The following is a 7,556-nucleotide window of genomic DNA, read 5'->3' on the forward strand; positions in this document are numbered from 1 at the left end:
GGTGGACGACTGTGGCATCACGTCGTCCTCGAATGGTGCTGGTCCAGCAGTTCGCGCTCGCGAGCCTGCATCTGACTGGTCTCCTCTGGGGTTGCGTGGTCCCAGCCCAGCACATGGAGCACCCCGTGGACCACCAGAAGGGCGATCTCGTCGTCGTAGGTGCCAGCGTGGGTCGGGGCGTTGCGGGCCGCCACCGCCGGGCAAATCACCACATCTCCCAGCAACAGGGGCACATCCCCGAACGGATCGCGGTCAGGTCCAGAGGTGGAACCGTCGGGAGACCGGCCCACACCAACCTCTTCGTCATCGATGGGGAAGGCCAAGACATCTGTCGGTCCGTCGGCGCCCATGAACGTCTGGTTCAGGTCGGCGATGGTCGCCTCGTCCACGAACAGGAGCGCAAGCTCAGCCTCGCCGGACACGCCTTCGGCCACCAGCACGGCCCGGGCCAGGGCCTCCCATCGGGCCGGCTCGATCTCACGTTCGGTCTGCTCGTCGGCGACGAACACTTCGAGGTCTCCCTCGTCGGCTCGACGACGGCGGGGTCTGCCCCGCGCTGGTGGCCGGATCACGACTGGGCCGGACCGACGTCGGGTCGGGCCGCGTCTCGTTCGTAGGCGCTGACGATGTCGGCCACGATCTGGTGGCGGACGACGTCACGCCCCGACAGGTGCACGAAGGCCAAGCCGTCTATTCCGCCCAGCACCCGCTCCAGTCCGGCCAGCCCGGACCGACCCCCGGACACATCTACCTGGGTGGTGTCACCGGTGATGACCGCCCGCGACCCGAAGCCGATACGGGTCAGGAACATCTTCATCTGCTCGGGCGTGGTGTTCTGGGCCTCGTCGAGGATGATGAAGCTGTTGTTCAGGGTCCGCCCCCGCATGAAAGCCAACGGTGCCACCTCGACGGTCCCACGTTCGAGCATCCGAGCGGCCGTCTCATTGTCGACCATGTCGTGGAGGGCGTCGTACAACGGCCTGAGGTATGGGTCGACCTTGGCCATCAGATCTCCGGGCAGGAAACCCAGCCGCTCACCGGCCTCGACCGCTGGTCTGGTGAGGATGATCCGGTCGACCTGCTTGGCGTGTAGCGCCCGCACTGCCATCGCCACCGCCAGCCAGCTCTTGCCGGTGCCGGCTGGGCCCAGCCCGAAGGTGATGATGTTGTCGGCGATGGTGTCCACGTAGCGCTTCTGGCCCGCGGTCTTGGGGCGGACGCGGCGCCCGTGGGCGGCCCGCAAAACCTCGTGGGTCAACACCTCCGAAGGTCGCTCATCGGCGCTCACCATGTCTATGGCGCGGGCGACGACGGTGGCATCGAGGGTCTGGCCAGACTGGACGAGGGTGACCAGTTCGCCAAAGACCCGCCCGGCACGGTCGGCATCTGACCCACCGATGGCGACCTCGTTACCCCGAACGTGGATGTCCGCGTCGGGGAAGGCCGCCTCGACCATGCGCAACAGCTCGTCGCGCTGGCCGAGCAACGGACCCATCAGGTGGTTGTCGGGTACGTGGATGGTGAGCTGTGTGGTTGACAAGTCGGGCTTTCGGGACGGCTGTGGTTCTGATCGTAACGCTGACACCCGCCAGGACCTCGGGGTCATTTTGCTTCGCTCCACCGATCGAAGTTTGGGTCGTGTTCGATTTCCGGTTCACCCGGGCGTATCCGGCTTTCTGTGCGACCACAATGTCGGCTCGCCTCTCAACTCGCCTCCTCAGCCCCATTTCGTCCCTGGCTACAGTCGGTACGGTGACAGCGGCAGCGGCGGACCGCCCCGACCACCCTGACCAGTCCGATCGGCCCACCCTGGTCGACCAGGCTCTCCGGGATCTGACCGACGATCAGCGCCGATCCGACGCGGCCGAGGCTCGGCGACGCGAACAGTGGTTGAGGCGCCAGAGCGAAGAGGAAGGCACATTCCACGGGGTACTCACCGACCTGGTCGAACGTCGGGCGCCTGTCGCCGTCCACACCGGGGCGGGCCGAGTGCTGCGAGGCGAGCTCCACACTCTGGGCCTGGACTTCGTGGTGGTGGCCGGTCCTGGCGGTGAGCGAACGGTGGTTCCAGTTACGGCGCTGACCAGCGTCCACCCCGAACCCGGTACCAAGTCCACCGTGGGGGATCGGCGTGGCTGCACCACCGCCACCCTCGACGTAACACTGGTGGAGCTGGCCTCGGATCGTCCAGCTGTCAGCGTCCACACCGTCTCGGCGGAACGGGTGATGGGCCGCCTTTGGTGGGTGGGCCGGGACGTGATCTGCATCCGAGCCGACGCCGCCGAGCACTACCTGCCCATGTCGAGCCTCAACGACGTGACCCTGGGCTGACGAGGGCGAACCGAGGCGACCAATCCCCGGTTCCGTTCACCCCGACGTTCGGGCTCGTGAGCCCGGTGCCAAGGTTCAAGCCCGCGAATCTCCCACTACCTCGGGGTAGAGGTGTTCGAGGGTGCCCGGTTCGATGCGGCTGGACTCGATGAAGGTGTCTACATCGGTCTGCTTGAGGCGGATGACCCGCCCGAACCGGTACCCGGCGATCAAACCCTCGTCGATGAAGCGGTAGAGGGTGCGGGAAGTGATGCCGAGGTACTTGGCAGCGTCAGCAGTGCTCAACCACTGGATTTGCGTGGACATAGCAGCATTATACCTAGTGATGCCTTTCATGGTGTGACCATCCTCCATCTCCCATGACGACCCCACCTTTCCAGACAGCGCGTTCCTTACCCTGACCGCCTTTCCACAAACTTCGATGTTTTTGGAACTTTCGGTTTGAGCCCGCTCGGACTGGGGAAGCATCACGACCCCGGCGCCCGGAAGACATCCTCGCCGCGGCGGAAACAAGGAGCAGGACGCTGTCCGTCACCACCCTCACATCGACGCGCTCGCGCGCCCATACCAAAGGCGACACTCCCTCGACCACGGGGCTGGAGATACGTCCCCGGCGCGCCCTTCCTGGCAGCCGATCGGTAGTGGGTGGGTTGCTCGTGGCGGTTTCCGCCCTGCTGGCATGGTGGGCAGCTTCCGGTGCCGGTCAACCTCCGACCACCCGCTACGTCGTGGTCGTGGGCGAGGTCGGTCCCGGTGAGGTCATCGAGGCCTCGGATCTTGCGCTGGCGGTGGCCGACCTTCCCATCGAAGTGAAGAAGGTCGCTTTCACCGACGCGACGACGGTGGCCGGCAGGGTGGCGCTGGGCCCCCTCATTCCCGGATCCCTGGTCACATCTGGCTCTGTGTCTGACCGTGATCCAGCTCACGGTGAGCGGGAGCTCACCTTCCCGGTGATATCGGGCTGGGCCCTCGACGGCGACCTCCGGGTCGGAGATCGCATCGATGTGTTCGCCACCTACGGCGACGGCGTCACCTCCCAGACCATGCGGGTGTTGGCTGGTGCCACAGTACGGAGGATCTCCGCCAACGACGGTGCCCGCCTTGGAGAAGGGAGCGGCCCGACCCTCACGGTGGGAATAGGTCCAGACGTGGCGCTGGAGCGGGTGGTGAACGCCACTCGGGCCGCCGAGGTGACGGTGGCCCGAGTGACCTCGACGAACAAGCCCCGTACCGACCCAACGGCCGGTCAAGACCGGTACCGGGCCGCCACCGACCTGGCGGGCCCCGGAACCGACGCCGCAGTGACAAGCGCCGACGCAACCTCGATCCCTCCGGGAACCTCCGACGGGGGTGGGCGTTGAGCACGGACCGCTATGTGGTCATCGGACTGGCTCACGTTCGCTCCACTTGGTTCACCGAGGTGGCGCGGTGGGCCACCTCCGGCTCCATTCCCGTCGAGTTCGTCAAGTGCCTTTCAACCGAGGAGCTGCGGGCACGGGTGGCCAGCGGCCGCCCGTTCTCGGCCGCACTCCTAGACGGTCGGCTGCCATCGGTGGACCGCGATCTGATCGCCACCTTGGCCGATGCCCGGATACCGAGCCTGGTGGTCGCCGCCGACGGCGCCCCGACCGATTGGACCCAACTCGGCGCGGCCACCGCCCTCGGTTTCGAGCTGTCCCGGGTCGATCTCATTGAAGCCTTGGTCGACCACGCCCGACCCGTCGGCCCAGTCGACAACGGCCTCATCGACGGGCGAGGCTCACCCCTTCCCCCGGCCTGGCTCGGGCGCCTGGTGGTGGTCACCGGCCGGAGCGGCAGCGGCGCTTCCACGGTCTCGGCCGCTCTGGCCCAAGCCTTGGCCACTGACCCTCGTTACGGGAACTCGGTCGTCCTGGCCGACCTGGCCCGCCACGCCCACCAGGCCCTGTTACACGATGCCCGCGACGTCGTACCGGGGGTTCAAGAACTGGTCGAAGCCCACCGCAACGGTCATCCCACTATGTCCCAGCTTCGAGAGCTGCTGTTCGCCGTCCCCAGCCGGGGATACCACCTGCTCCTCGGGCTGCGCCGTCCCGCAGACTGGATAACTGTCCGATCACAGGCATTCACCGCGGCCCTCGACGGACTGAGGTCCACAGCCCGGGTCGTGGTGGCAGACGTGGACCACGACATCGAAGGCGAAGCCACCACCGGATCACTAGACATCGAGGATCGCAACCTCATGGCCCGCCACGCGTGCGCCGAGGCCGATCTGGTGTGCGTCGTGACCACCCCCACCGTCACTGGGATCCACGGACTGGTCTGCCAACTCGACGCGCTTCGAAACCACGGCGTGCCCGGCAATCGGTTGTTGGTGGTGGTCAACCGGGCTCCACGCGGGGCCCGTTACCGATCCGAGCTGACCAGCAGCATCGCGGTCCTGACCGGCAGTGCGGAACGCTCCGACCCTCACGTGGGTCCGGTGTTCCTGACCGATCGCCGATCGATGGAGAACACCCATCGAGACCTGGCCCGCTTTCCGGCTGCATTCACCGGGCCGCTCGCCCACGGAGTCACCGAAGTGCTGGAGCGTGAAGGCCGACGAAACGTCGGAGCCGGCGAGCCAATGGCCATTGTCCCCGGCTCACTCGGGCGCTGGGCCGACGAGGAGGAGGCCAGTTCATGACCACGCCATCCCCCCTTCAAGAGATCGAGCACCTCGTTCAGGAGCGAGCCCGGGACCTGACCCTGGATGCCGACCGAGAACCCGACGTGCTGCGTTCCCTCGTGGTCGACACCGTCGCCCAGTGGTCCGTAGATCACAAGCGTGGCATCAGGCCTTTCGACCTGGCCGACCCGGCCGCAGTGGTGGAACGAGCCGTCCGGAACCTGAGTGGGTACGGACCCCTGGAAGAACTCCTTGCCGACGAGGACGTCTGGGAGATCATGATCAACGCTCCTGCGGAGATCTTCGTCAAACGTCACAGCGGCCCCAGCGGCTACCACCACGAGGTATTCCACGACGACGCCCATGTGGTGCGCACGCTCACCAAGATCTTGAGCGACGCATCGGGCGCCCACCGCAAGCTGGACCCGACCGAGGGTCTCCAAGATGCCCAGCTAGACGACGGCTCCCGTCTGCACATCGTTCATGGAGACATCGGGTTCGGTGGCCATGTCATGGTGAACATCAGACGGTTCACAAACGTCGCCTTCCACGACCTGACCCAGCTCGTCGACCGAGGGATGCTGACCGCCGATGCCGCCCGCTTCCTGGCCGGCTGCGTGCGGGCCAAGTCCTCCATCGTGTTCGCAGGTGCCCCGGGTTCGGGCAAGACCACCATGCTTTCGTGCTGTTGTGCCGAGCTGGACCCGAGCCTGCGGGTGGTGGTGGCCGAAGAGGTGTTCGAGGCCGATATTCCATTAGCGAACGTGGCAAAGATGCAGACCCGCCCCGCCCGCGCTGATCGACCGGCGGTAGATCTGCGCCGCCTGGTAGCTGGGTTCTTGCGCATGGCGCCCGACGTCGCGATCGTCGGTGAGGTCCGAGACCGCGAGGCTCTCCCCCTCCTTCTCACCCTGTCGTCGGGAGTCAAGGGATTCACCACGATCCACGCCGGGTCAGCCCGCCAAGCCCTGACCCGGCTCCGGTTCATCTGCCAGTTGGCCGACACCGAGCTGCCCATGTCGGCCCTCAACACCTTGGTCTCCGAGGCAGTAGACGTCGTCGTCCATTGCGCTCGCACCCCGATCGGTCCGAGGGTTATGGAGATCCTGGCCGTCGAGGACCTGGCCGGCGGTGTGGAGGCCACCCAGTTCACGACCACCGCCGTGTTCTCCCGGGCCACCCCCGAGGATCCGTTGATGTGGACCGGACAGTTCCCGGTTCGGCTCGCCGGGCTGTTCGGGCAGTCCGGGACCAGCCTCCACGACCTGTGCGATGGCTGGGTCACAGCCTCTGGAGCTAGGGCGTGATCGCGTTGGTGGCGGCATCGCTGGCCGGTCTCGGCGTTCACCTGTGGTGGACGGCGCGCTTCGAGGGAATACGAGGATTTGCCAGTCGCCCCGAGAGGAGCTTCGACCACGGCCGCACCTCGGCCACGGACTGGTTGGTGCAGGCTGGCCTAGACCAAGTGAGGCCACGAGAGTTCGTGGCGGCAACCCTCGCCATCGCCTTGTTGACCGCGATGGTCACTTACGGGATCTTCGCTTCGATCGCCCCATCCCTGGTGATGGGCGTCTTCGGAGGCACCGCACCGGCCGGGGTTCTGAGACAACGTCGAATCCGGGCCCGTGAGCGCGCTCAGGAAGCGTGGCCTCGGATCATCGAAGAGATCCGCATCCTCACCGGCTCGGTGGGCCGGTCGATCCCCCAAGCCTTGTTCGAGGCGGGGGCCCGCGCCCCCGAAGAGCTCCGACCGGCTTTCGAGGCCGCTCACCGGGAGTGGCTGATCACCACCGACTTCTCGCGGACCACCTCGGTCCTCAAGGCCCGATTGGCCGATCCCACCGCCGATGCCACCTGCGAGACGTTGTTGGTCGCCCACGAGGTGGGAGGAGCCGACCTGGACCGTCGCCTCGAAGCCCTGGCCGAAGACCGGATCCACGATGTGCACGGAAGGCGCGATGCCCGCGCCCAGCAAGCCGGCGTCAGGTTCGCCCGCAAGTTCGTTCTCATCGTTCCCTTTGGTATGGCGTTGGCGGGGATGTCGGTTGGAAACGGCCAGTCCGCCTATCGCGAACCGACTGCGCAGGCGATCGTGGCCGTGGCCATCCTCATGGTGGTGGTGTGTTGGTCATGGGCCGGGCGCATCATGCGCATCCCCGAAGAGGAACGGGTGTTCGCGTCATGAGCCGCCTGGTGGTGCCGGTCCTCCTCTTGAGTGGGGTGGGTGCGACTCTGATCCTGTCCGAGCTTCGGTGGTTCTCTCGACGGCCGCTCGACGAGCGGCTTCAGCCCTACGTTCCGGGAGGCTGGCAACGCCCTCCCCGTCTTGGCCTCCTCTCGGTGGGAACGTTCCGCGAGGTGATCCGACCGTTGGCCACCGTCGTCCGGCGTCTGGTTGGCCAGGTCTTCCCGGAGTGCGTGACGACCTCGCCACCGTCTGGCCCGCATCCACAGCCCGCTCGATGCCGGGGCTCTCCGGGTCCGACAACTGGCGTGGGCCACAGGAGTGTTCGTCATCGGGGCCGCGACCGTCGGCCTAATCTCACCTCCCCCGCTGCTGGCCTTGCTGGTGCTGATC

Annotated in this window: 8 protein-coding genes; 5 read left to right on the plus strand and 3 right to left on the minus strand. The window is 66.6% G+C overall.

The features are described from left to right. Positions 1–17: 17 nt before the first annotated feature. Positions 18–509, minus strand: coding sequence for an rRNA maturation RNase YbeY (gene ybeY / locus IPG97_19450; GenBank protein ID MBK6858655.1), 492 nt, complete (start codon positions 507–509; stop codon positions 18–20). 59 nt (positions 510–568) lie between these two features. Next, a complete protein-coding gene (locus IPG97_19455) occupies positions 569–1,606 on the minus strand; it encodes a PhoH family protein (GenBank protein MBK6858656.1) in 1,038 nt (345 codons plus the stop codon). A gap of 146 nt (positions 1,607–1,752) precedes the next feature. On the opposite strand from IPG97_19455, the gene IPG97_19460 reads away from it, so the two are divergent. Then, complete coding sequence (locus IPG97_19460; GenBank protein ID MBK6858657.1) at positions 1,753–2,331, plus strand: hypothetical protein; 579 nt, start codon at positions 1,753–1,755, stop codon at positions 2,329–2,331. 75 nt (positions 2,332–2,406) lie between these two features. On the opposite strand, the gene IPG97_19465 is transcribed toward IPG97_19460, so the two are convergent. Next, positions 2,407–2,637 carry a helix-turn-helix domain-containing protein gene (locus IPG97_19465; GenBank protein ID MBK6858658.1) on the minus strand — a complete coding sequence of 77 codons (231 nt, stop codon included), beginning with the start codon at positions 2,635–2,637 and terminating at the stop codon, positions 2,407–2,409. A gap of 350 nt (positions 2,638–2,987) precedes the next feature. Between IPG97_19465 and IPG97_19470 the strand changes: the two genes are divergently transcribed. Genes IPG97_19470 through IPG97_19485 form a run of 4 tightly spaced genes read left to right on the plus strand, consistent with a single transcriptional unit; the run spans position 2,988 to position 7,163 of the window. Further along, positions 2,988–3,692, plus strand: a complete 705-nt coding sequence (locus IPG97_19470) for a hypothetical protein (protein ID MBK6858659.1) — start codon at positions 2,988–2,990, stop codon at positions 3,690–3,692. Then, positions 3,689–4,996, plus strand: coding sequence for a hypothetical protein (locus tag IPG97_19475; GenBank protein MBK6858660.1), 1,308 nt, complete (start codon positions 3,689–3,691; stop codon positions 4,994–4,996). The genes IPG97_19470 and IPG97_19475 overlap by 4 nt, the downstream gene beginning before the upstream one ends. Continuing rightward, on the plus strand, positions 4,993–6,285 hold the full coding sequence (locus tag IPG97_19480) for a CpaF family protein (protein MBK6858661.1): 1,293 nt from the start codon (positions 4,993–4,995) through the stop codon (positions 6,283–6,285). Before IPG97_19475 ends, IPG97_19480 begins: the two co-directional genes overlap by 4 nt. Then, positions 6,282–7,163 carry a hypothetical protein gene (locus tag IPG97_19485; protein MBK6858662.1) on the plus strand — a complete coding sequence of 294 codons (882 nt, stop codon included), beginning with the start codon at positions 6,282–6,284 and terminating at the stop codon, positions 7,161–7,163. The genes IPG97_19480 and IPG97_19485 overlap by 4 nt, the downstream gene beginning before the upstream one ends. Positions 7,164–7,556 lie beyond the last annotated feature (393 nt).

The sequence above is a fragment of the Microthrixaceae bacterium genome (assembly GCA_016702505.1).
Classification (GTDB): domain Bacteria; phylum Actinomycetota; class Acidimicrobiia; order Acidimicrobiales; family Iamiaceae; genus Aquihabitans.